At 66.7% G+C, this 21801-nt stretch carries 21 protein-coding genes and 1 riboswitch; of the genes, 16 read left to right on the top strand and 5 right to left on the bottom strand.

The annotated features are described in order from the left end of the window. The first annotated feature begins 33 nt into the window (after nucleotides 1-33). The 3 genes from HUX88_RS06960 to HUX88_RS06950 are packed head-to-tail and all read left to right on the top strand — an operon-like array spanning nucleotide 34 to nucleotide 2619. Complete coding sequence (locus HUX88_RS06960) at nucleotides 34-669, top strand: transcriptional regulator (protein ID WP_117012905.1); 636 nt, start codon at nucleotides 34-36, stop codon at nucleotides 667-669. Next, the gene (locus tag HUX88_RS06955) at nucleotides 650-1639 is read left to right on the top strand and encodes an ornithine cyclodeaminase family protein (RefSeq protein ID WP_373886625.1); all 990 of its coding nucleotides are present in this window, start codon (nucleotides 650-652) and stop codon (nucleotides 1637-1639) included. The genes HUX88_RS06960 and HUX88_RS06955 overlap by 20 nt, the downstream gene beginning before the upstream one ends. An 11-nt stretch (nucleotides 1640-1650) precedes the next feature. Further along, complete coding sequence (locus HUX88_RS06950) at nucleotides 1651-2619, top strand: threo-3-hydroxy-L-aspartate ammonia-lyase (RefSeq protein ID WP_176361373.1); 969 nt, start codon at nucleotides 1651-1653, stop codon at nucleotides 2617-2619. Here HUX88_RS06950 and HUX88_RS06945 read toward each other — a convergent pair whose 3' ends face one another. Continuing rightward, a complete protein-coding gene (locus HUX88_RS06945) occupies nucleotides 2620-4224 on the bottom strand; it encodes an NAD(P)/FAD-dependent oxidoreductase (RefSeq protein ID WP_176361275.1) in 1605 nt (534 codons plus the stop codon). It lies immediately after the preceding gene. 123 nt (nucleotides 4225-4347) lie between these two features. Between HUX88_RS06945 and HUX88_RS06940 the strand changes: the two genes are divergently transcribed. Then, nucleotides 4348-4773: an Lrp/AsnC family transcriptional regulator gene (locus HUX88_RS06940; protein WP_176361274.1), complete on the top strand. Its 426-nt coding sequence runs from the start codon at nucleotides 4348-4350 to the stop codon at nucleotides 4771-4773. A gap of 225 nt (nucleotides 4774-4998) precedes the next feature. On the opposite strand, the gene HUX88_RS06935 is transcribed toward HUX88_RS06940, so the two are convergent. Beyond that, complete coding sequence (locus HUX88_RS06935) at nucleotides 4999-7794, bottom strand: valine--tRNA ligase (RefSeq protein ID WP_117012909.1); 2796 nt, start codon at nucleotides 7792-7794, stop codon at nucleotides 4999-5001. Nucleotides 7795-7981: 187 nt separating this feature from the next. Here HUX88_RS06935 and HUX88_RS06930 point away from each other — a divergent pair, with 187 nt between their 5' ends. Further along, on the top strand, nucleotides 7982-9529 hold the full coding sequence (locus HUX88_RS06930) for a M20/M25/M40 family metallo-hydrolase (RefSeq protein WP_176361273.1): 1548 nt from the start codon (nucleotides 7982-7984) through the stop codon (nucleotides 9527-9529). Between the two features lie 75 nt (nucleotides 9530-9604). Next, a complete protein-coding gene (locus HUX88_RS06925; protein ID WP_117012911.1) occupies nucleotides 9605-10420 on the top strand; it encodes a crotonase/enoyl-CoA hydratase family protein in 816 nt (271 codons plus the stop codon). Here the strand turns inward: HUX88_RS06925 and HUX88_RS06920 are convergent. Then, nucleotides 10417-10998 (bottom strand): TetR/AcrR family transcriptional regulator, encoded by a 582-nt coding sequence (locus HUX88_RS06920; protein ID WP_176361272.1) that lies wholly within the window; start codon nucleotides 10996-10998, stop codon nucleotides 10417-10419. The two genes, HUX88_RS06925 and HUX88_RS06920, sit on opposite strands and share 4 nt — an antisense overlap. Nucleotides 10999-11119: 121 nt before the next feature. Between HUX88_RS06920 and HUX88_RS06915 the strand changes: the two genes are divergently transcribed. Further along, nucleotides 11120-11992: a sterol desaturase family protein gene (locus HUX88_RS06915; RefSeq protein WP_176361271.1), complete on the top strand. Its 873-nt coding sequence runs from the start codon at nucleotides 11120-11122 to the stop codon at nucleotides 11990-11992. Nucleotides 11993-12055: 63 nt separating this feature from the next. Here the strand turns inward: HUX88_RS06915 and HUX88_RS06910 are convergent, their stop codons facing one another. After that, nucleotides 12056-12286: a type II toxin-antitoxin system HicB family antitoxin gene (locus HUX88_RS06910; RefSeq protein WP_176361270.1), complete on the bottom strand. Its 231-nt coding sequence runs from the start codon at nucleotides 12284-12286 to the stop codon at nucleotides 12056-12058. 326 nt (nucleotides 12287-12612) lie between these two features. Continuing rightward, nucleotides 12613-13836 carry a DUF4382 domain-containing protein gene (locus HUX88_RS06905; RefSeq protein WP_117012915.1) on the bottom strand — a complete coding sequence of 408 codons (1224 nt, stop codon included), beginning with the start codon at nucleotides 13834-13836 and terminating at the stop codon, nucleotides 12613-12615. A gap of 231 nt (nucleotides 13837-14067) precedes the next feature. Beyond that, nucleotides 14068-14168: riboswitch (TPP riboswitch) on the top strand. A 65-nt stretch (nucleotides 14169-14233) separates the two neighbouring features. Here HUX88_RS06905 and thiC point away from each other — a divergent pair. From thiC to HUX88_RS06860, 9 genes are all read left to right on the top strand, one after another. Then, the gene (gene thiC / locus HUX88_RS06900) at nucleotides 14234-16150 is read left to right on the top strand and encodes a phosphomethylpyrimidine synthase ThiC (RefSeq protein WP_176361269.1); all 1917 of its coding nucleotides are present in this window, start codon (nucleotides 14234-14236) and stop codon (nucleotides 16148-16150) included. A 7-nt stretch (nucleotides 16151-16157) separates the two neighbouring features. After that, a complete protein-coding gene (gene thiS, locus HUX88_RS06895) occupies nucleotides 16158-16361 on the top strand; it encodes a sulfur carrier protein ThiS (protein WP_161099879.1) in 204 nt (67 codons plus the stop codon). A 97-nt stretch (nucleotides 16362-16458) separates the two neighbouring features. Beyond that, nucleotides 16459-17250, top strand: a complete 792-nt coding sequence (locus HUX88_RS06890; RefSeq protein WP_117012918.1) for a thiazole synthase — start codon at nucleotides 16459-16461, stop codon at nucleotides 17248-17250. Beyond that, nucleotides 17247-18119 carry a hydroxymethylpyrimidine/phosphomethylpyrimidine kinase gene (locus HUX88_RS06885; protein ID WP_176361268.1) on the top strand — a complete coding sequence of 291 codons (873 nt, stop codon included), beginning with the start codon at nucleotides 17247-17249 and terminating at the stop codon, nucleotides 18117-18119. The genes HUX88_RS06890 and HUX88_RS06885 overlap by 4 nt, the downstream gene beginning before the upstream one ends. 9 nt (nucleotides 18120-18128) lie before the next feature. After that, nucleotides 18129-18773 carry a thiamine phosphate synthase gene (gene thiE / locus HUX88_RS06880; protein WP_176361267.1) on the top strand — a complete coding sequence of 215 codons (645 nt, stop codon included), beginning with the start codon at nucleotides 18129-18131 and terminating at the stop codon, nucleotides 18771-18773. 70 nt (nucleotides 18774-18843) lie between these two features. Next, on the top strand, nucleotides 18844-19473 hold the full coding sequence (locus tag HUX88_RS06875) for an ANTAR domain-containing response regulator (protein ID WP_117012921.1): 630 nt from the start codon (nucleotides 18844-18846) through the stop codon (nucleotides 19471-19473). Nucleotides 19474-19730: 257 nt separating this feature from the next. Beyond that, entirely contained in the window at nucleotides 19731-20186 is a 456-nt protein-coding gene (locus tag HUX88_RS06870) for a response regulator (RefSeq protein WP_176361266.1), read from the top strand. Between the two features lie 99 nt (nucleotides 20187-20285). Beyond that, a complete protein-coding gene (locus HUX88_RS06865) occupies nucleotides 20286-21392 on the top strand; it encodes an S-(hydroxymethyl)glutathione dehydrogenase/class III alcohol dehydrogenase (RefSeq protein ID WP_176361265.1) in 1107 nt (368 codons plus the stop codon). Between the two features lie 128 nt (nucleotides 21393-21520). Then, on the top strand, nucleotides 21521-21703 hold the full coding sequence (locus HUX88_RS06860) for a hypothetical protein (RefSeq protein ID WP_117012924.1): 183 nt from the start codon (nucleotides 21521-21523) through the stop codon (nucleotides 21701-21703). Nucleotides 21704-21801 lie beyond the last annotated feature (98 nt).

Here is a 21801-nt window from a genome sequence, read left to right as displayed (position 1 = left end):
CACAAATTATCTAAAACAAGATAATATGTGCAAATGAAAAAGACATCCGAACAGCAAAATTTGATCGAGCAGTTGAAGCAGATCGCCGACGGCCTGGGCAAGACCCTGGCGCCGTTCTGCGAGGTGGTGCTGCACGATCTGACCAATCCCGAGCACGCCATCCTGGCGATCCACAACAACCTGTCCGGGCGCGAGGTCGGCGCGCCGGCAACCGAGCTGGGCCTGGCGCGCGCCGCCGACCCCGACGTCGCCCAGGTCATCGCCAACTACCCGAACATCTTCGCCGACGGCCGCCGCGCCAAGAGCACCTCGATCGGCATCAAGGACAGCAGCGGCCAGTACGTGGCCGCGCTGTGCATGAACGTCGACCTGACGGTGTTCCGCAGCCTGAACACCGTGCTGACCCAGTTCAGCGCGGTCGACAACGACTCGGCCGTGCGCGAGACGCTGGAGCCGGCCGGCGCCGACGCCCTCCGGGCCCGCATCGACCAGTTCGCCGCGCGCCTGGCCACCACGCCGCGCGCGCTCAAGGCCGACGAGCGCAAGGCGCTGATGCGTGAACTGAAGGAGTCCGGCCTGAGCGACGTGCGCCGCGCCATGGACATCGTCGCCAACTACCTGAACGTCTCGCGCGCCACGGTCTACAACGATGTGCGCGATGGCCAATAACGCCGCCCAACTGTTGCTGCTGGACCGCTACCAGGCCGCCGCGCTGCTGCGCCCGGACGAGGTGCTGGCGTCCGTGCGCGCGGCCTTCCTGCTGCACGCGGTCGGCGAGGGCCGCAACTTCCCGCTGGTGCGCGAAGCGCTGCCGCAGGGTGTGTTCGGCATCAAGTCCGGCGGCGTGGCGCGCATGGAGCTGCTGGGCATGAAGGCGGCCGGTTTCTGGCCCGGCAACCGCCGCTACGGCGCGGACGGCCACCAGGCCACGATCATGCTGTTCGATCCGGCCAGCGGACGGCCGCAGTGCCTGATCGACGGCGTCGCCGTCACCACCGAGCGCACGGCTGCGGCCGGCGCGCTGGGCCTGCTGGCGCTGGCGCGCCCGGACAGCGCCGCGCTGTGCGTGTTCGGCACCGGCGTGCAGGGCGGCGCGCAGCTGGACTATGCGCTGCGCGCGCTGCCCGGCCTGCGGACGGTGCGCTACCGCACCTCCGACGGCCGCCGCGACGCGAAGTTCGAGGCGCGCTTCGCGCAGCGCTGCGACATCGCGCCCGGCGGTGGCGCCGACGCGATGGTGGCCGACAGCGACATCGTCATCACCGCCACCACCGGACGCGGCCCGCTGTTCTCGCCGCAGGCGGTGCGTCCCGGCACCCACCTGAACTGCGTCGGCAGCGACACGCGCGGCAAGCGCGAACTGCCGGCCGGCCTGCTGGCGCGGGCCAGCGTCTGGGTCGACGACCTGACGCAGGCGCTCGCCATCGGCGAACTGCAGTGGGCGCCGCAGACGCCGGGCAAGGAGTTCGGCGACCTGCTGGCGGCCGGCGGTCCCGCGCGCCAGGGCGTCGCGGCCGGCGCCGTCACCATCTTCGACATGACGGGCATCGCCCTGCAGGATCTTTTGGTGGCGCGCATGCTGCAGCAGCGCGCCGTGGCAACCGGCACAGGCACCAGTGTGGCCTGGCCATGGCAATGACAAGGACTATGATGAACGATTTGACTCTCCCAACCTACGCCGACGTGGTCGCCGCATCGGAACGCATCGCCGGCCACGCGCATCACACGCCGGTGGCCACCTCGCGCACCGCCAACGAGGAGCTGGGCGCCGAGGTGTTCTTCAAGTGCGAGAACATGCAGCGCATGGGCGCCTTCAAATTCCGCGGCGGCTACAACGCGCTGGCGCGCTTCACGCCCGAACAGCGCCGCGCCGGCGTGGTGGCGTTCTCGTCGGGGAATCACGCGCAGGCGATCGCGCTGGCGGCCAAGCTGCTGGGTATTCCGGCCACCATCATCATGCCGCTCGACGCACCGGCCTCGAAGGTGGCCGCCACGCGCGGCTATGGCGCGCAAGTGGTCACCTACGACCGCTACACCGAGGACCGCGAGCAGATCGGCCGCGATCTGGCGCAGAAGCACGGGCTGACCCTGATCCCGCCGTACGATCACGCCGACGTGATCGCGGGCCAGGGCACGGCGGCCAAGGAATTGCTGGAGACGGTGGGACACCTGGATGCGCTGTTCGTCTGCCTGGGCGGCGGCGGTTTGCTGAGCGGCTCGGCGCTGGCGGCGCGCGCGATCTCGCCGTCGACCCGCATCTACGGCGTGGAGCCGGAGGCGGGCAACGACGGCCAGCAATCGTTCCGCAGCGGCAGCATCGTGCACATCGAGACGCCGAAGACCATCGCCGACGGCGCGCAGACGCAGCACCTGGGCAATCTGACTTTCCCCATCATCCGGCGCGACGTGGACGACATCCTGACCGTCAGCGACGAGCAGCTGCGCCACGAGATGCGCTTCTTCGCCGGCCGCATGAAGATGGTGGTGGAGCCGACCGGCTGCCTGGGCTTCGCCGCCGCGCGGGCGATGAAGGATCAGCTGCAGGGCAAGCGCGTCGGCGTGATCATCAGCGGCGGCAATGTCGACATCGACCGCTACGCCGAGCTGCTGCGCCATTGATCAGGCATATTTTTTCTGCTTGAAATCGCGCAGCACCTCGTGCGCCGCGTTGTGGCCCGGTGCGCCGGTCACGCCGCCGCCGGGGTGGGTGCCCGCGCCGCAGGTGTACAGGCCGGCGATCGGGCCGCGATAGTCGGCGTGGCCCAGCATCGGCCGCGCCGAGAACAGCTGGTCCAATCCCAGCGCGCCGTGGAAGATGTCGCCGCCGACCAGGCCGAAGGTGCGTTCCAGGTCGAGCGGGCTCATGATCTGCCGGCCCAGCACGGACTGCTTGAAGTTGGGCGCGTAGGTGTTCACGGTGTCTATCATCAGGTCGGCCACGGTGTCGCGGTGCTGGTCCCAGCTGGCGCCGTCGGGCAGCTGCGGTGCGACGTGCTGGCAGAACAGGCTGGCGACGTGCTGGCCGGGCGGCGCCAGGCTAGTGTCCAGCGTCGAGGGGATCAGCACCTCCACGATGGGCTTGCGCGCCCAGCCCAGCGCGCGGGCGTCGTGGTAGGCGCGCTCCATGTAGTCCAGGCTGGGCGCGATGATGATGCCGCTGCCGTGATGCTCGGCCATCGTCTTGCCGGGCAGGCAGCTGAAGTCCGGCAGTTCCGACAGCGCCACGTTCATGCGGAAGGTGCCCGAGCCGCAGCGCCAGCCTTCCATGCGGCGCAGGAAGTCGGCGGGCAGGGCGGACGCGTCGACCAGCGACGTGTACAGCAGGCGCGGGTTGAGGTTGGACACCACCACCCGCGCATCGAGCCGCTCGCCCTTGGCGGTGACCACGCCGACCGCGCGGCCCTTATCCAGCAGCACTTCGCGCACGCCGCAGCCGGTGCGGATCTCGACGCCGCGCGCCTCGGCCGAGCGGGCCATCGCCTGCGTGATCGCGCCCATGCCGCCGATGGCGTGGCCCCACGCGCCTTTCTTGCCGTTGACCTCGCCGAAGACGTGGTGCAGCAGCACGTAGGCGGAGCCGGGCGTGTAGGGGCTGGCGTAGTTGCCGACGATGCTGTCGAAGCCGTAGGCGGCCTTGATCGGCGCGCTGTCGAACCAGCCGTCCAGATAATCGCCGGCCGACTTGGTGAACAGGTCGAGCAGCTCGCGCTGGGTGGTTAGTGGAAGCTTGCGCATGCGGTTGCCCAGGCCGCCGGCCTTGATCAGCTCGGGCAGGGCGCTGAGCCAGCCGCCCTGGACCAGGTTGGGCGGCGTCTGCAGCACGGTGTCGCGCAGCAGTCCGGCGGCGGTCTCCAGATGCTGGGCGTAGGCTTGCAGGCGGCTGGCGTCGCGCGGCGAGAACTTCGCCACCTCGGCCTCGGTCTGGCCGGCGCCTATCTTCAGGTAGCGGCCGTCGTCCAGCGGCAGGAAGTTCGACAGCGGGCGCTCGACGATGTGCAGGCCGTGTTTTTTGAGCTCCAGATCGTTGATCACCTTGGGGTTGAGCAGCGACACGGTGTACGCGGCCACCGAATTGCGGAAGCCGGGATGGAATTCCTCGGTCACGGCCGCGCCGCCGACCACGTTGCGCTGCTCCAGCACCGTGACCTTCAGACCGGCCCTGGCCAGATAGTGGGCACACACCAGGCCGTTGTGGCCGCCGCCGATAATGATCACGTCGCGCATCGATAATCTCCTTGGATTCAGAAGCATCATTGTGCGGACGGCGTCGGCAAATTGCATTGCGCAGGCCGACGAATTGCGGGAATATACTGAGCAAAATGACGAATATTTCGGCAAAAGGAAATCATGGACGATATCGATCAGCAGTTGCTTGCCCTGTTGCGCGAAAACGCGCGGGCCACCACGAGCGAGCTGGCGCGCAAGCTCGGGCTGTCGCGCACGACGGTACAAAGCCGGATTGAGCGGCTGGAGCGATCCGGCGTCGTGATCGGCTACACGGTGCGCACCAGCGCGGATCATCGTGCCGGGCTGGTGCGGGCGCTGGTGATGATCACGGCCACGCCCAAGCTCACGCCCGGCATCGAAAGCGCCTTGCGCAAGTTCGCCGCCGTGCGGACGTTGCATTCGGTGAACGGGATCTACGACTTCATTGCCGGCGTCGAAGCCGGCTCGGTGGAGGGGCTCGATGCCGTGGTGGACCGCATCGGCGCGCTCGACGGCGTGGAGCGCACCACCACCTCGATCCTGATGACGACCCGCATCGATCGCTAAAGTGGGGTCAAGTCTGGCATTCGGACACGGCCTCTGCCGTGGGTCATCTGGACACGAGCCGGCCAAGCGGGCGGTTACGGCAGAGCTCGTGTCCGAATGTCAGACTTGACCCCCCGTGTTATGCGCCGAGCTCGTGTCCGAATGCCAGACTTGACCCCAGTTGTTCGGAGTAAAAAAAAGCCGCGCGGCTTGCACCGGGCGGCTTTTGCTTGCTAGCTGAACCTATCAGGCGGCTGGCAGCTTGGCGAATTGCTCGCGCATCTTGTCCAGCGTGGCGGAGAAGTTGGCGACGCGTTCCTTCTCTTGCGCCACCACCTCGGCCGGCGCGCGGGCGACGAAACTTTCGTTTGACAGCTTGCCGTTGGCCTTGTTGATCTCGCCTTCTACGCGGGCGATCTCTTTCGACAGGCGCTCACGCTCGGCCTTCACATCGATCTCCACCTTCAGCATCAGCTTGGTCGTGCCGACGATCGATACGGCGGCCGGCGATTCCGGCAGCGCGTCGACGATTTGCACCTCGGACAATTTGCCCAGCGACTGAATGTATGGTGCGAACACTTCCATCGCCGCCTTGTCGGCCGCGTTGGTCGGCTCGACGATCAGCGGCACGCGCAGCGATGGCGCCAGCTGCATTTCGCCGCGCAGGTTGCGGGTCGCGTCGGTCAGCGCCTTCAGTTGCTGCATCCACGCCTCGGCCGATTCGTCGATGGCGGCGGTGTTGGCGATCGGGTAGGGCTGCATCATGATCGAGTCGCCCGTCTTGCCGGCCAGCGGCGCAACAGCCTGCCACAGCGCTTCGGTGACGAACGGGATGACCGGATGCGCCAGGCGCAGCACCACTTCCAGCACGCGCAGCAGCGTGTGGCGGGTGGCGCGTTGCTGGCCTTCGGTGCCGCTCTGCACCTGCACCTTGGCCACTTCCAGATACCAGTCGCAGTACTCGTCCCACACGAACTTGTAGATGGTCGAGGCGATGTTGTCGAAGCGGTAGTCTTCGAAGCCCTTGGCCACGTCCAGCTCGGCCTTTTGCAGCAGCGAGATGATCCACTTGTCGGCGTTCGACAGGTCGGCCACGCTGGCGCTGCAATCCTTGCCCTCGGTGTTCATCAGCACGAAGCGGGTGGCGTTCCACAGTTTGTTGCAGAAGTTGCGGTAGCCTTCGGCGCGGCCCAGGTCGAAGTTGATGTTGCGGCCCAGCGAGGCGTACGAGGCCATCGTGAAGCGCACCGCGTCGGTGCCGTAGGCGGCGATCCCTTCAGGGAACTCCTTGCGCGTGGCCTTGGCGATCTTCTCGGCCGCTTTCGGGTTCATCAGGCCGGTGGTGCGCTTCTCCACCAGTGCTTCGACGCCGATGCCGTCGATCAGGTCGATCGGGTCCAGCGTGTTGCCCTTGGACTTGGACATCTTCTGGCCGGTCGAGTCGCGCACCAGGCCGTGCACGTACACGGTCTCGAACGGCACCTTGCCCGTGAAGTGCGCGGTCATCATGACCATGCGCGCCACCCAGAAGAAGATGATGTCGAAGCCGGTCACCAGCACCGACGATGGCAGGAAGGCCTTGATGTCGGGCGTTTCCTCAGGCCAGCCGAGCGTGGAGAACGGCACCAGCGCGGACGAGAACCACGTGTCGAGCACGTCGTTGTCGCGGCGCAGCGGGCCGGTGCTGCCCTTGGCGGCGGCCTGCGCGATGGCTTCGGCTTCGGTCTTGGCGACGAAGATGTTGCCGGCGTCGTCGTACCACGCCGGGATCTGGTGGCCCCACCACAGCTGGCGCGAGATGCACCAGTCCTGGATGTTGTTGAGCCACTGGTTGTAGGTGGTGCTCCAGTTTTCCGGCACGAACTTGATTTCGCCGTTGGCGACCTTGTCCAGCGCGGTCTCGGCGATCGATTTGCCCGGGAAGAAAGTGCCTTCCGGCGCCGGCTTGCTCATGGCGACGAACCACTGGTCGGTCAGCATCGGTTCGATGATGACGCCGGTACGGTCGCCGCGCGGCACCATCAGCTTGTGCGGCTTGACCTGCTCCAGCAGGCCCAGCGCGTCCAGGTCGGCGACGATCTGCTTGCGCGCAACGAAGCGGTCCATGCCGCGGTAGGCGACCGGCGCCTCGTCGTTGATCTTCGCTTCCAAGGTCATGATGGTCAACAGCGGCAGCTTGTGGCGCTGGCCGACGGCGTAGTCGTTCAGGTCGTGCGCGGGCGTGATCTTCACGCAGCCGGTGCCGAATTCCTTGTCGACGTATTCGTCGGCGATGATCGGGATTTCGCGGTCGGTCAGCGGCAGCTTGAGCATCTTGCCGACCAGCGGCAGGTAGCGCTCGTCGGTCGGGTCGACCGCCACGGCGACGTCGCCCAGCATGGTTTCAGGACGGGTGGTGGCCACGGTCAGCATGCCGCTGCCGTCGGCCAGCGGGTACTTGATGTACCACATCGAGCCGTCTTCCTCTTCCGACACCACTTCCAGGTCCGAGACGGCGGTGCCCAGCACCGGGTCCCAGTTGACCAGGCGCTTGCCGCGGTAGATCAGGCCCTGTTCGTGCAAACGCACGAAGACGTCGGTGACGACCTTGGAGCGCGGCTCGTCCATCGTGAAGTATTCGCGCTGCCAGTCCGGCGAGGCGCCCAGGCGGCGCATCTGGCCGGTGATGGTGGAGCCGGATTTCTCTTTCCACTCCCACACCTTCTTGACGAACTCTTCGCGGCCCAGGTCGTGGCGCGAGATTTTCTGCGCGTCCAGCTGGCGCTCCACCACGATCTGCGTGGCGATGCCGGCGTGGTCGGTGCCGGGGATCCAGGCGGTGTTGTGGCCCAGCATGCGATGGTAGCGGGTCAGGCCGTCCATGATGGTCTGGTTGAAGGCATGGCCCATGTGCAGGGTGCCGGTCACGTTCGGCGGCGGCAGCTGGATGCTGAACGAAGGTTTGCCGGCGTCGAGGGTGGCGGTGTAGTAACCGCGCTGTTCCCACTCGGTACGCCAGAATTGTTCAATGTCGGCAGGCTCGAAAGACTTGGCTAATTCCATGATTTGGCTGATTAAATTTGGAGAAACAACCATTATAGATGACGCGGCAGGCCAAGCGCACATCGCCGCTTGTTAAACTCTGGACATTTCCCGCCCGGATGTCGAATTCCGCAAGTTTTTTGACTCGCCCCGCCGAAGAGCATACCGTTGCCCGTCCCAACAATGTTTTTTTGACATGGAGACGGAAATGACAACTCGACTCATTGCTGTGCTGGTCGCTGGCTTACTGGCCGGCGCATCGGCTTCCGCGCTGGCCCAGTCCGACAAGATCTGGATCAGCGTCGGCGACGCCGCCTATGCCCAATTGCAGAAAGTGGCGCCGCAGGCGCTGGCGCGCGAGAGCCGCGCCAGCTTCGCCGTCCGGCCCGGCCACGAGCGGGTCCACCTGGTCGAGGTCGACGAGCAGCAGATGCTGGCGCTGTCGGCCGCCGTGCACCGCAAGCTGCGCCGTTGCGGCGGCTTCATGTTCCACGCCAGCGAAGCGGCCGGCATCGCCGCGCTGACGCCGTCCAAGGCCGGCGTCGCGCAACTGGCCGTGGCGCGGCCGTCGTACGTGATCGACCAGCAAAGCGTGGTCAATCCCATGCTGACGCAGATGCAGGCCAGTAACATCGGCCAGACCATCGTCGACATGTCGGCCTACGCCAACCGCTACTACACCACCAACAACGGCGTGAACGCGTCGAACTGGCTGATGCAGCGCTGGGCCACGATGGCCGCCGGCCGCAGCGACATCGCCGTCACCCAGTACACGCACGCGTCCTGGCCGCAAAAGTCGGTGATCCTGACCATCACCGGCACCGACAACCCGAACGAAGTGGTGGTGCTGGGCGGTCACCTTGATTCGATCAACCAGGCCGGCACCAGCGAGACCACCAAGGCGCCCGGCGCCGACGACGACGCCTCCGGCATCGCCAGCCTGACCGAGGTGCTGCGGGTGATGATCGCCAGCGGCTACAAGCCGCGCCGCACGATCAAGCTGATCGGCTACGCGGCCGAGGAGGTGGGCCTGCGCGGCTCGCAGGACATCGCGCAGAACCACAAGGCCAACAACGTCAACGTGGTCGGCGTGATGCAGCTCGACATGACCAACTACAAGGGCTCGGCCGACGACATCTACCTGTTCACCGACTACACCGACAGCGCCCAGAACACCTTCGTCGGCAACCTGATCACGACCTACCTGCCGACCCTGAAGATCGGCCACGACCAGTGCGGCTACGCCTGCTCCGACCACGCCTCGTGGAACGCGGCCGGCTACTGGACGTCGATGCCGTTCGAGACCGCCATGGGCGAGGACGACCCCTACATCCACACCGCCAACGACACCTACGCCAACAGCGGCAACCAGGCCGACCATGCGCTCAAGTTCGCGCGCATGGCGCTGGCCTACGCGGTCGAGCTGGGCAGCGACGGCCCCGGCGTGGCGCCGCCGGCCGACCACACCGAGACCTACACCGGCACCTTGACCAGGGGCCAGACCCGCGCCTACGGTCCGTTCGCGGTGGCGGCCGGCGGCAGCTTCAAGGCCGCGCTCAGCGGCAGCGGCGACACCGACCTGTACGTGCGCAAGGCCGGCGCGGCCAGCACCACCAGCTACGACTGCAAGTCCGACGGCCCGACCAGCACCGAGAGCTGCACCGTGTCCTACGCGGCCAACGGCAACGCCTACGTGCTGCTGAACGGCTACGCTGCATCGAGCTACACGCTGACCGTCACCTATCCGCAGCAGTGAGGACGGCGGGGCGGCCGGCTTGTTGCGGCCGCCCCATCTGGGTTATTCTTGAGCGATACCCAACAGGAGACCCCGATGCCCAGCTTTGAAACCGTCACCCTCGACGTTGCCGACCATATCGCCACCGTGCGCCTGAACCGCCCGGAAAAACTCAACGCCATGAACCTGGCGATGTGGAACGACATCCGCAGCGCCTTCCAGCACATCGACGCCACGCCGGAGATCCGCGTGGCGATCCTGGAGGGCGAGGGCAAGGCCTTCACCGCCGGCATCGACCTGCAGATGATGATGGGCCTGGGCGCGCAGATCCGCGACGAATGCGACGGCCGCACGCGCGAGAACCTGCGCCGCATCATCCTCGACCTGCAGGACACCTTGACCAGCCTGGAGCGCTGCCGCAAGCCGGTGCTGGCCGCCGTGCATGGCGCCTGCGTGGGCGGCGGCATCGACCTGATCTGCTGCGCCGACATGCGCTACTGCGCGGACGACGCCTGGTTCAGCATCAAGGAAATCGACATCGGCATGACCGCCGACGTGGGCACCCTGCAACGCCTGCCGCGCCTGATCGGCGAGGGCATGGCGCGCGAGCTGGCCTACACGGCGCGCAAGGTCGACGCCGCCGAGGCGAAGGAAATCCGCTTGGTCAACCGCGTGTTCGAATCGCCCGAGGCATTGCGTGCGGGCGTGCGCGCGATCGCGGCCGACATCGCGGCCAAGGCGCCGCTGGCGATCCGCGGCGTGAAGGAAATGATCAGCTACGCGCGCGACCACTCGGTGGCCGACGGCCTCAACTACAACGCCACATGGAACGCCGCCATGCTGATGTCGGCCGACCTGCAGGAGGCGATGATGTCCGGCATGAGCAAGCGCCCGCCGGCGTTCAGGGACTAGCGTCCAATCGCCGCGCCGGCGGCGCTGCCGCCCAGCGCGGCCTGGGCCAGCGCGTCGAGCTCGCGCTGCATGGTGGCGATCGGCGGCGGTTCGGGCGCGTCCACCCACCAGGTCATCGCCTCGACCACGCCACCGGCCACGAAGCGGGCCACCCATGGATGGGCCGCCGCCGGGTGGGGCCGCCGTTTCAGTTCGATCTCCACCAGTTGGCACACCATGTGCCTGAAGCGGCGTGCGACGCCCTGTCCGCCGCGCCGGCCGATGGCGGCGCGGAAGACGTCGCGCTGCTGCGCCATGTGCTCCAGCAGGCCGGCCAGGAAGTGGACGTTCGCGTGCCCCGCCTCCGCGGTCTGCGCCGCGATCATGTCGCGCAGATCGTTCAGCCCCTCGGACAGCAGCTCGTCCTTGCTCTGGTAGTGCACGTAGAAGGTTGAGCGGCCCACGTTCGCGCGGTCGCAGATCTCCTGGATGGTCATCTGGTCCCAGCCGCGCAGCGCCATCAGGTCCAGCATCGCGTCGCGCAGCGCGGCCTTGGTCTTGAGGACGCGGCGGTCCGGTTCGGGTGGGCGGTCGGTCATGGCGTTCCTGGACATTGAGCGGCGGATTGTCTGCTATCGGACATCGGCCCGGCCTGCGCGCTGTCGCGGACGGCGGGCGGGGGGCGATCATGGACACCTGTCCACTTCAGGAGTGTAATCCATGTCCTCTTCCCATGCTGCCGCGCGCTGGCCGCGCTACCTGTTCTATCCGCTCGCGCTGGCCGCCACGCTGGCCTTCATCCACGCCTCGGTCGGCGGCCTTCTCGGTCCGCTGGGCAAGGCGTATCCGGCCTACCTGGCGGCCATGATCGCGACGATGGTGACGCTCGAACGCCTCATGCCGATGCGCCGCGAGTGGAACATGACCAAGGCCTCGTTTTTCACGCGCGACCTGCCGATGCTGGTCGTCAACGGCGCGACCATCGCCGCGGCCACCTGGGCCGTCACCTGGCTGGCCACCCATCACCGCGGGCTGCCGGTGCTGCGCAGCAGCTTGCCCTGGCAGGGCGAAGCGGTCTGCGCGGTGCTGCTGTCGGATTTCCTGTGGTACTGGCTGCACCGCTACAGCCACGAGGGACGCGGCCCGCTGGCGCGCTGGTTGTGGAAGACGCACGCGATCCATCATTTGCCCGGCGAGGTCTACGTGTTCATGCACGTGGTGGGACATCCGATCAACAGCGCCTACGTGCGCGTGCTGTTGATGCTGCCGGCCATCCTGTTCGGCTTTTCGCCGGAGGCGGTGTTCGCGGCGTCGGTGTTCAACGGCTTCCAGGGACTGGTGTCGCACTTCAATGTCGACGCCAGGGCGGGATGGTTCAACCGCCTGCTGACCGGCACCGAGCTGCACCGCTTCCACCACAGCGCCAACCGGGACGAGGCCGGAAACTACGGCGCCACCGTCTCGATCTGGGACCAGTTGTTCGGCACCTTCCGCCTGCCGGCCGCCGCGCCGCGCCAGCTCGGCGTCGACGACCGCGCGCAATATCCCGGCGACCGCAAATGGTTGCGGCTGCTTGGCTTGCCCTTCAGGTAGTCGGGCCGGTGGTGCTGGCTGGCATGAGCAGGCGCCGCCGGCGTTCAGGGGGAGTGGTGCGCCTTATCCCGTCTTTCTGCTTCTTCGGCTGTGAGGGGCAGGTACCGGCAGGTTCTCGGCCCTCATGACTTCAAGGGTGGCAGCCAGCGCGTCGCGACCGTTGATGATGGCCTTGTCGATGGTCTCGCCATCCGAAAAACATCCCCAGAAATCGGTGTAGGTAATCAGGAATCCGCCTCCCTCGTCCTGAGTCAGCGGGCGGATCTCGTAAGGGTACTCGTCAAGGATGTCCATGTTCAGATTCCCTCGGCAAACACACGCAATGGCTTCCTGCCATATGCCAAGTCATATTACGCCGTTTTGCGACCGTTTGGAGATCACGCAGATGCCAGTCTTGTGGGTTTGCGCGCATGGCGGCATACATTTTTTCCGCAGTGTTCGTTGCATCGCTCTCATGTAAGCCTAACGCCCATCAGAGCTGATTTTTCGACTGGATGTTTTGCTGCCGCGCAGAGAGTCTTAGATTGCGCCCGCAACGGCCGCCGCGTGATCCCGGCGACCGTCAGCGGGGCGAGTCGCTGGCTTGCCCTTCAAGTAGCAGGGCAAGCCGCGCGGCGCGTTTACGGTTTCAGGCTGAAGTTGACGTTGCTTTGGTTGGCCAGCGAGATGTCGACCAGCGGCAGGCTGGCCGTGGTGTAGCCCTCGGCGGACGCCTCGGCGATGTATTTGCCAGCTCCTGGCAGCACCGTGGCGGCGCTGGCGAATTGCAGCGGCAATGTGGCGCTGTACACCGCGTACTGCGGGGCGCCGACCGGCAGGCCGCTGAGCGTGTAGCTGCCGCTGGCCAGGTCGGCGCCGCGGTACTTGATGGTGACGGTCGGTCCGGCCATGAAGCTCTGCTTGGCCGCGACATAGGCGGTGGCGGTGCTGCTGGCCGGCGTCAGCGTGACGGTGCCGCCGATGCTGCCGGTGACGCTGGCCGGCAGCGCGATCGGCGCGGCGGCCGTGCTGATGGCCACCGTGGCCGAGGTGCTGGTCACCGGCACCGCGCCAACCACGGCGGCGGCGCTGTCGTCGGCCGTGACCACCACGTCGTAGTTCCCCAGCGGCAGGCGGCTCAGCGCGAACTCGCCGGTGGTGGCGTTGGGCGCGGTGGCGCTGACGATGACACCGTTCTGCTGCGCCGACACCATCACGTGGCGGCTCAGCAGCGCGGTCGAGACGAAGCCGCCGATGCCGTTGAGCGTGGTCGGGATCACCTTCACCACGGGCTTGAGCGCGTATTTGCCGTTGCCCTTGGTGACGATGGATTTGCAGGCGTCGAAGTCCAGCACCAGGTCGACCCGCTGGCCGGCCGCCACGTCGAAGGAGTTGACCAGCTTGATGCCGCTCTGCACCGCGCTCGGCGTGTCGAGCGATACCTCGGCGGTGCTGCCGCTGACCACCACGGAGTTGGCCAGGCCGGTGCCGGTGTTGGGATCGAGCACCAGCCGCAGCTGGTTGTAGTGGCCCGCGCTCAGCGAGGTCTGGCCCAGCGCTTCCAGCGCGCCGTTGGTCAGGTTCAGCAGGTTGATCTTGCGGGCCGGGCTGAGCGTGATGTCGGTCCAGCCGGCGTCGGTGTCGCTGGCCGTGCTGCTCTGGTTGACGCGCACCTTGTTGACGGTGACGTTGACGGCGTCGAAGCCGCACGATGGCGCGTCCGTCAGCGACACGGACAGCGTGCCCAGGGTGCTGGCCGGCGTGCTGTCGCCGCCGCCTCCGCCACCGCCGCCGCAGGCGCTCAGGCCGGCTGCGGTAAGGGCCGCCACGGCGGCCAAGTAAAGGGTTGGGTGTGCTGGCTTCATGATGAATCTCCCGATAATCGCGCGTGTGGCGCTTGTTGTGGCGACCGAGGATGTCGCTGTGGAGATATTGTGAGTTCCTTTCAGAAACTATTATGTGTGATGCCGCACATAGCGCGCGGCTTTTACATCTGTTACACATCGGCTCGTTATACCGGGTATTGTGGTTTTTTTCACGCCGACATTGTCCGCGCGGCGCGGCCGGGCGTATAATCGGCCCCGCTGCCGCAAGGTGGCACACGCTAGGGGTCCTGCGCATTGCGATGCGCGGGTGAGAAATACCCTCCGAACCTGATCTGGATAATGCCAGCGAAGGGAAGCTTAGGATTTTGCCGCCACCTCCGATGGCCGGCGCCGTCCAACCTCCTTTGCTGGCTCCTGTAGCTAACGAAGGAGCCAAATGAACGCCAATCCCAAATTCCTCTCCGCCACCGCCACGGTGGACGAGGCAGCCATCAAGCCATTACCGAACTCGCGCAAGGTCTACGTCGAAGGCAGCCGTCCCGACATCCGCGTGCCGATGCGCGAAATCACCCAGGCCGACACGCCGGCCTCGTTCGGCTTCGAAGCCAATCCACCGATCTACGTCTACGACACTTCCGGGCCGTACACCGATCCGGAAGCGGTGATCGACATCCGCTCCGGCCTGGCCGCGACCCCGCGCCTGCCGTGGATACTGGAGCGCGACGACACCGAGGAGCTGGACGGCCCGACCTCCGAATACGGCCAGGCGCGCCTTGCCGATCCGGCGCTGGCCGAGCTGCGTTTCAACCTGCACCGCAAGCCGCGCCGCGCGCGCGAAGGGAAGAACGTCACTCAGATGCACTACGCGCGCCAGGGCATCATCACGCCCGAGATGGAATTCGTCGCCATCCGCGAAAACCTGCGCCGCCAGGAATACCTGGAAAACCTGAAGAACTCCGGCCCGATGGGCCAGCGCCTGGCCGACCTGATGGGTCGTCAGCATCCGGGGCAATCGTTCGGCGCCAGCATCCCGGCCGAGATCACGCCGGAATTCGTGCGCGAGGAGATCGCCCGTGGCCGCGCCATCATCCCGGCCAACATCAACCACCCGGAAATCGAGCCGATGATCATCGGCCGCAACTTCCTCGTGAAGATCAACGCCAATATCGGCAACTCCGCCGTCACCTCGTCGATCGGCGAGGAAGTCGAGAAGATGACCTGGGCCATCCGCTGGGGCGGCGACAACGTCATGGACCTGTCGACCGGCAAGCACATCCACGAAACGCGCGAATGGATCATCCGCAACAGCCCGGTGCCGATCGGCACGGTGCCGATCTACCAGGCGCTGGAGAAGGTCAACGGCAAGGCCGAGGACCTGACGTGGGAAATCTTCCGCGACACCCTGATCGAGCAGGCCGAGCAGGGCGTCGACTACTTCACCATCCACGCCGGCGTGCTGCTGCGCTACGTGCCGATGACGGCCAAGCGCCTGACCGGCATCGTCTCGCGCGGCGGCTCGATCATGGCCAAGTGGTGCCTGGCGCACCACAAGGAATCGTTCCTGTACACGCACTTCGAAGAGATCTGCCAGATCATGAAGGCGTACGACGTCTCGTTCTCCTTGGGCGACGGCCTGCGCCCCGGCTCGATCTACGACGCCAACGACGAGGCGCAATTGGGCGAGCTGAAGACCCTGGGCGAACTGACCCAGATCGCCTGGAAGCACGACGTGCAGGTGATGATCGAAGGCCCCGGCCACGTGCCGATGCAGCTGATCAAGGAAAACATGGACCTGCAGCTGGAGCAGTGCCACGAGGCGCCGTTCTACACGCTGGGGCCGTTGACCACCGACATCGCGCCCGGCTACGACCACATCACCTCCGGCATCGGCGCCGCGCAGATCGGCTGGTACGGCACGGCCATGCTGTGCTACGTCACGCCGAAGGAGCACCTGGGCCTGCCGGACAAGAACGACGTCAAGGACGGCATCATCACCTACAAGATCGCCGCGCACGCGGCCGACCTGGCCAAGGGCCATCCGGGCGCGCAGATCCGCGACAACGCGCTGTCCAAGGCGCGCTTCGAGTTCCGCTGGGACGACCAGTTCAACATCGGCCTCGATCCGGACAAGGCGCGCGAGTTCCACGACGAGACCTTGCCCAAGGACTCGGCCAAGGTGGCGCATTTCTGCTCGATGTGCGGCCCGCATTTCTGCTCGATGAAGATCACGCAGGAAGTGCGCGAGTTCGCGGCGGCCAACGGCATGTCGGACGGCGCGGCGCTGGAGCAGGGCATGCAGGTCAAGGCGGTGGAGTTCATCAAGAACGGCGCCGAGCTGTACCGCAAGCTGTGAGGCCGGCATGATCGACATCGAATTGAACGGCGCCCCGTACCGGGTGCCGCCGCGGCAGACGCTGGACCAGTTGATCGACGCCTTGTCGCTGACCGGCCAGGCGTTGGCGCTGGCGGTCAACCGCGCGGTGGTGCCGCGCCAGCAGTGGCCGCAGCGCGAGCTGCAGCCGCAGGACCAGGTCGACATCGTCCGCGCCATCGGCGGCGGCTAAATAGGGGCTAGTCGACATGTCACGAGCCTGCCGTAAGCGGCCGCTTACGGCAGAGCTCGTGTCCGAATGTCAGACTTGACCCCACAAGGAGAGCAACATGAACGCATCATCCCAGGACCTGCTGACCATCGCGGGCAAGAGTTATAAGTCGCGCCTGCTGGTGGGCAGCGGCAAGTACAAGGACCTTCAACAAACCCGCGAGGCGACCGATGCCGCCGAGGCGGAAATCATCACCGTGGCGATTCGCCGCGTTAACATCGGCCAGGATCCGAAGGCGCCGAGCCTGCTGGATGTGCTGCCGCCGTCGCAGTACACCATCCTGCCCAACACGGCCGGCTGCTACACCGCCAAGGACGCGGTCTACACGCTGCAGATGGCGCGCGAGCTGCTCAACGGCCACAAGCTGGTCAAGCTGGAGGTGCTGGGCGACGAGAAGACCCTGTTCCCCCACATGCCGGAAACCCTGCTCGCCGCCGAGGCCCTGGTCAAGGACGGCTTCGACGTCATGGTCTACTGCAGCGACGATCCGATCCAGGCCAAGCTGCTGGAGGACATCGGCTGCGTCGCGGTGATGCCGCTGGCCTCGCTGATCGGCTCGGGCATGGGCATCCTCAATCCGTGGAACCTGTCGCTGATCATCGAACAGGCCAAGGTGCCGGTGCTGGTCGACGCCGGCGTCGGCACGGCTTCGGACGCGGCCATCGCCATGGAGCTGGGCTGCGACGGCGTGCTGATGAACACGGCCATCGCCGGCGCGCGCGATCCGGTGCGCATGGCGCGCGCCATGAAGCTGGGCGTGCAGGCCGGCCGCGAGGCCTTCCTGGCCGGCCGCATCGCCCGCAAGTTCGCCGCCTCGCCGTCCTCGCCGATGGCGGGCCGGCTGGCATGAGCGAGCGCTTGTCTTCGCAAGTGGCGGCGCAGCTGATGGCGCAACTGGTGGCGCGACCTTGCGTGCTGGTGTTCGCCGGACTCGATCCGTCCGGCGGCGCCGGCATCGCCGCCGACCTGCAGGCGGTGGCCGGGCAGGGCGCGCACGCGCTCACCGTGGCCACCGCGTTGACGGTGCAGGACAACGACCGCGTCTACGGCGTGCAGCCGGTCGACGGCGCCATGGTGCTGCGCCAGGCGCAGGCGCTGGTCGACAAGATGACGGTGCGCGCGGTGAAGATCGGCATCCCCGGCAGCGCGTCCAACGCGCTGGCCATCGCCGAGATCATCAGCCGCCTGCGCCAGCGCCAGCCGGAGCTGCCGGTGGTGCTGGACCCGGTGCTGGCCAGCGGCCACGGCGACCTGCTCTCGCGCGGCGACGCGGTGCAGGCGCTGGCGCCGCTGCTGCCGCTGGTCACGCTGCTCACGCCCAACGGCCCGGAGGCGCTGGCGCTGACCGGCGTCGACGAGCCGTCCGCGCAGGCGCAGGCCTTGCGCGCGCGCGGCTGCCGCCACGTGCTGAGCACCGGCGGCCACGGCAGCGGCGAGGAAGTGGTCAACCGCTGGGTCGGCCCCGGCTCGGCGCCGCCGCAGCGCCTGTCCGATCCCGCCCCGCAGGACGATTCCCGCGACTGGCGCTGGCCGCGCCTGGGCGGCGAGTTCCACGGCAGCGGCTGCACGCTGGCGTCGGCCATCGCCGGACAGCTGGCGCTCGGCATGTCGATGGAACGCGCGCTGGAACTGGCGCAACAGTACTGCTATCGCGCGCTGCGCGGCGCCTACACGGTGGCCGCCGGCCAGCGCATCCCGCACCGCCTACCCCTCATTTGAGAGCACATCATGCAAGGACTTTATTTGGTTACGCCCAACTGGGACGACACCGGCCGGCTGCTGGAGCTGACCGAGCGCGCGCTGGCCGCCGCCCGGCAGGCCCAGCCCGGCGTGGCGCTGCTGCAGTACCGCCACAAGGAGGCCGGCCCGCAGCAACGCCTGGATCAAGCCGGCGCGCTGCTGGCGTTGTGCCGGCGCTACGGCGTGCCCTTCATCGTCAACGATCACGTCGACCTGTGCGAGCAGACCGGCGCCGACGGCGTCCACCTGGGCGGCACCGACGCCGAGGTGGCGCAGGTGCGCGCCCGGCTGGGCCCGGACAAGATCATCGGCGCCTCCTGCTACGGCGACCTGCCGCGCGCGCTGCAGGCGCAGGCGGCCGGCGCCAGCTACGTGGCCTTCGGCGGTTTCTACCCGTCGCGCGTGAAGCAATACGCGGTGACTACCAAGATGGAGATCCTCGACCAGGCGCGCGCGGTGATCCATGTGCCGACCGTGGTGATCGGCGGCATGACGCCGGAAAACGCCGCGCCGCTGGCCGCGCGCGGGGCGTCCATGGTGGCGGCCATCAGCAGCGTCTACCAGGCGGACGATCCGGGCGCCGCCGTGGCCGCGTTTCTCGCGCTGTACGCCGGCGATCGGACGGCCGCATAAAACGCTAGCGGCTTGGGGGGATTTCCGCCTTATAATTGGGGCGTTAGCTTAAGCCTAAGGTGGCCGCCACATGAATGTCCCTTCCAGCCAGAAGCGTCTGATCCTGATCGTCGACGACGACCCATTGCTGCTCGATTTCCTGGGCGAGGTGCTGGGCCACGCCGGCTACGACATCCTCAAGGCCTCGTCGGCCGAGCAGGCCCTGCAGCATATCGCCCAGCGCGAACCGGACCTGGCCCTGCTCGACATCCACATGCCCGGCATGAACGGCCTGGAACTGGCCAAGCAGCTGCACGCGACCAGCTCGGTACCGTTCATGTTCCTGTCCGGCCGCGGCGACGCCGACGCCGGCAAGCAGGCCGCGTCCTACGGCGCGGTAGGCTTCCTGGTCAAGCCGGTCGACGAGAAGCACCTGATGCCGGCCTTCGCCGCCGGCCTGGCGCGCGCCGACGAGATCCGCCAGCTGCGCCGCACCGAGCTCAATCTGAACGCCGCGCTGGCCGCCGGCCGCGAGACCAGCCTGGCCGTTGGCCTGCTGATGTGCAAATTCCAGACCGACCGCAACACCGCCTTCGAGGTGCTGCGCGACCACGCCCGCTCCAACCGCCGCAAGGTCAACGAGGTGGCAGACCAGTTGCTGGCCGCCGAGGAAATGTTGAACAGCTTGCACGCCGCCTTCAATCAGCGTCTGAAAAAGTAAACGCCGGCGGTATTTTTATCGGCATTTTATTGCTTTGCATCACCTTTCATGTAGACTGTGTCTATAGCGGCAGGCCGGTCCTGCCCGCTTTGTGCTAGTGCGGCGGGGCCTCCAACCTGCGCCTGCCGCCTCTTCGGCCGCCTGTCCCCTGCGACCGTCATCGTTCCTTCGGCCCAACTCCGCCGACTTCCGCGTTGCCATGACCGCCCCGTGCTGCCGGCACCGCATTCCTCTCAGTTTTGTGTGCGGAGACACTTATGACGACCGATTTTTCCCAGGATACCTACCGTCCCTTCAGCGAGCAGGATGTCGGCGCCGCGATCGGCTTTTCGGTGTTTGCCGAGGCGCCGCGCGTGCTGCACGTGGACGCCGACCTGGACACCGCGCTGGTGCTGTCGATGCTGCTGGTGCCGGAGACCCACGTCACCCACGTCGGCTCGCTGGCCGCGGCCGAGCTGATGCTGCTGGAGCGCCGCTTCGCGCTGGTGGTGATCGATCCCGATCTGCCCGACGGCGACGGCACCAGCCTGGTGATGCAGCTGCAGCAGCGCCATCCCCATGTGCGCGTGCTGACGTACTCGGCGCGTCATCCCGAGCGCCACAACGCCGGCGGCGCCTTCCTGCCCAAGCCGTGGACCTCGCCGCGCCAGCTGTGGCGCACGGTGTCCGAGCTGCTGGGCATCGGCGCGTCGATGCCGGCCGAACCGCAGTAATCGTCCGCGCCACAGATCGTCCGCGGCTTGCTATCATGGCGAACCACCGGAACGGCCCTCCGTTCCGGTCTCCCGAACAACGCAGCCACAGGACGAACAATGAAAACCAAAGCAGCCATCGCATGGCAGGCGGGCAAACCGCTGACGATCGAGGAAGTGGAACTGGGCGGCCCGCGCGAAGGCGAGGTGCTGGTCGAGATCAAGGCCACCGGCATCTGCCACACCGACTACTACACCCTGTCCGGCGCCGATCCGGAAGGCATCTTCCCGGCCATCCTCGGCCATGAGGGCGCCGGCGTGGTGGTCGACGTCGGCCCCGGCGTCAAGTCGCTCAGGAAGGACGACCACGTCATCCCGCTGTACACGCCGGAATGCCGCCAGTGCAAATTCTGCCTGTCGCAAAAGACCAACCTGTGCCAGTCGATCCGCTCGACCCAGGGCCGCGGCCTGATGCCGGACGCCACCAGCCGCTTCTCCATCGACGGCAAACCGATCTACCACTACATGGGCACGTCGACCTTCTCCAACTACATCGTGGTGCCGGAGATCGCGCTGGCCAAGATCCGCGAGGACGCGCCGTTCGACAAGGTCTGCTACATCGGCTGCGGCGTGACCACCGGCGTGGGCGCGGTGCTGTTCACGGCCAAGGTCGAGGCGGGCGCCAACGTGGTGGTGTTCGGCCTGGGCGGCATCGGCCTGAACGTGATCCAGGCGGCCAAAATGGTGGGCGCCGACAAGATCATCGGCGTCGACATCAACCCGGCCCGCCAGGAGATGGCGCGCAAGTTCGGCATGACCCACTTCGTCAATCCGAAGGAGGTGGAGAACGTGGTCGACGCCATCGTCCAGCTGACCGACGGCGGCGCCGACTACAGCTTCGAGTGCATCGGCAACACCACCACCATGCGCCAGGCATTGGAGTGCTGCCACAAGGGCTGGGGCCAGTCCATCATCATCGGCGTGGCGGCGGCGGGGCAGGAGATCTCCACCCGGCCGTTCCAGCTGGTCACGGGGCGGGTGTGGAAGGGTTCCGCGTTCGGCGGCGCGCGCGGCCGCACCGACGTGCCGAAGATCGTCGACTGGTACATGGAAGGCAAGCTCAATATCGACGACCTGATCACCCACCGCCTGCCGCTGGAGCGCATCAATGAAGGCTTCGACCTGATGAAGAGCGGCGAATCGATCCGCTCGGTGGTGATCTACTGACGTCCGTCGCGACGGATTGCGGCTGGCTCCGCCAAAGCTGCATTCCGTCGCAATCCGCAGGCGTTCGGCGAGGTGTTTGACTACAGTGGAGTCATGGAAGCAAGGCCCACCACTGAAGGAGAAACATCATGAACGTACTGAAAAACATGGAACTGATCTTCGTCGCCAGCGCAGTCGTCCTGTGCGCCACCGGCTACGCCAGCGCCGAAGGGCGCGCCACCCCGGCCATCGACGCCGGCTCGGTCAAGATGGCGGTGGTGGACGGCGTCAAGATGCCAGTCGTCACCATCAGCGCCAAGCGCGCCCACTGATCCCGGTGCGATGCATGTAGAAAAAAAGTTCTAGACATCGAGATCTAGATAATTTATTCTACATCCATCAACTGGGGAGTGCGGCATGGAAGCAATAC

Origin of the sequence: Duganella sp. BJB1802, assembly GCF_013369445.1 — a bacterium.
Lineage (GTDB): Bacteria > Pseudomonadota > Gammaproteobacteria > Burkholderiales > Burkholderiaceae_D > Rugamonas > Rugamonas vulcania_A.
Note: the sequence above shows the minus strand (reverse complement) of the source record. Positions and strands in the feature narration are given on the sequence as shown.

Bases quoted from the DNA above. Each gene is read 5' to 3' on its own strand.
- HUX88_RS06960 (WP_117012905.1), top strand. From the start codon at position 34: ATGAAAAAGACATCCGAACAGCAAAATTTGATCGAGCAGTTGAAGCAG.
- HUX88_RS06955 (WP_373886625.1), top strand. From the start codon at position 650: ATGTGCGCGATGGCCAATAACGCCGCCCAACTGTTGCTGCTGGACCGC.
- HUX88_RS06950 (WP_176361373.1), top strand. From the start codon at position 1,651: ATGAACGATTTGACTCTCCCAACCTACGCCGACGTGGTCGCCGCATCG.
- HUX88_RS06945 (WP_176361275.1), bottom strand. From the start codon at position 4,224: ATGCGCGACGTGATCATTATCGGCGGCGGCCACAACGGCCTGGTGTGT.
- HUX88_RS06940 (WP_176361274.1), top strand. From the start codon at position 4,348: ATGGACGATATCGATCAGCAGTTGCTTGCCCTGTTGCGCGAAAACGCG.
- HUX88_RS06935 (WP_117012909.1), bottom strand. From the start codon at position 7,794: ATGGAATTAGCCAAGTCTTTCGAGCCTGCCGACATTGAACAATTCTGG.
- HUX88_RS06930 (WP_176361273.1), top strand. From the start codon at position 7,982: ATGACAACTCGACTCATTGCTGTGCTGGTCGCTGGCTTACTGGCCGGC.
- HUX88_RS06925 (WP_117012911.1), top strand. From the start codon at position 9,605: ATGCCCAGCTTTGAAACCGTCACCCTCGACGTTGCCGACCATATCGCC.
- HUX88_RS06920 (WP_176361272.1), bottom strand. From the start codon at position 10,998: ATGACCGACCGCCCACCCGAACCGGACCGCCGCGTCCTCAAGACCAAG.
- HUX88_RS06915 (WP_176361271.1), top strand. From the start codon at position 11,120: ATGTCCTCTTCCCATGCTGCCGCGCGCTGGCCGCGCTACCTGTTCTAT.
- HUX88_RS06910 (WP_176361270.1), bottom strand. From the start codon at position 12,286: ATGGACATCCTTGACGAGTACCCTTACGAGATCCGCCCGCTGACTCAG.
- HUX88_RS06905 (WP_117012915.1), bottom strand. From the start codon at position 13,836: ATGAAGCCAGCACACCCAACCCTTTACTTGGCCGCCGTGGCGGCCCTT.
- thiC (WP_176361269.1), top strand. From the start codon at position 14,234: ATGAACGCCAATCCCAAATTCCTCTCCGCCACCGCCACGGTGGACGAG.
- thiS (WP_161099879.1), top strand. From the start codon at position 16,158: ATGATCGACATCGAATTGAACGGCGCCCCGTACCGGGTGCCGCCGCGG.
- HUX88_RS06890 (WP_117012918.1), top strand. From the start codon at position 16,459: ATGAACGCATCATCCCAGGACCTGCTGACCATCGCGGGCAAGAGTTAT.
- HUX88_RS06885 (WP_176361268.1), top strand. From the start codon at position 17,247: ATGAGCGAGCGCTTGTCTTCGCAAGTGGCGGCGCAGCTGATGGCGCAA.
- thiE (WP_176361267.1), top strand. From the start codon at position 18,129: ATGCAAGGACTTTATTTGGTTACGCCCAACTGGGACGACACCGGCCGG.
- HUX88_RS06875 (WP_117012921.1), top strand. From the start codon at position 18,844: ATGAATGTCCCTTCCAGCCAGAAGCGTCTGATCCTGATCGTCGACGAC.
- HUX88_RS06870 (WP_176361266.1), top strand. From the start codon at position 19,731: ATGACGACCGATTTTTCCCAGGATACCTACCGTCCCTTCAGCGAGCAG.
- HUX88_RS06865 (WP_176361265.1), top strand. From the start codon at position 20,286: ATGAAAACCAAAGCAGCCATCGCATGGCAGGCGGGCAAACCGCTGACG.
- HUX88_RS06860 (WP_117012924.1), top strand. From the start codon at position 21,521: ATGAACGTACTGAAAAACATGGAACTGATCTTCGTCGCCAGCGCAGTC.